Genomic DNA, 446 nt, shown 5'->3' on the forward strand with positions numbered 1-446 from the left:
CATCTCCAGCTTTCCATAATAGACAAGTTATAGCCCGAATCAACAGAGCTACATTCATTTAATCGGCAGCATCGAAACATCGAAGGGATTGGTTGCCGCACTGATGGAACGGCGGCCGGCGGGGCGTTTTCGCGGCTGGCTGCGGGCGGCGAAGCTGGGGCTTTCGGCAGTGTTCGAGCTGATGGCCTGGACCGACATAACGCAGAACTTCGCGCTGCTTTTGACCTGCTGCGTACTACTCTCGGCGATGTCGGCGGTGTACGGCTGCGCGATGCTGGGTTTGTCATGCATCGTCCTGCCGCACCGCGAACGCGGTTTCGGCGGCGTGATGCAAACGATGGCCGCACGCGGCGGCAAAATGATCGGCGGCGCGCTGGTATTGGGGCTGTATCAGGAATACGGACAGACGGCGGCGGCTGGCTTTATGCTGGCGTTCAGCCTGCTGA

General features: G+C 59.9%; 1 pseudogene. It reads left to right on the top strand.

Annotated elements, in window-relative coordinates:
• Positions 1 to 28: 28 nt before the first annotated feature.
• Positions 29 to 446: pseudogene (locus ACTHUE_RS20425) on the top strand (MFS transporter); the annotation flags it as partial.

The sequence above is a fragment of the Neisseria sp. P0021.S005 genome (assembly GCF_051956955.1).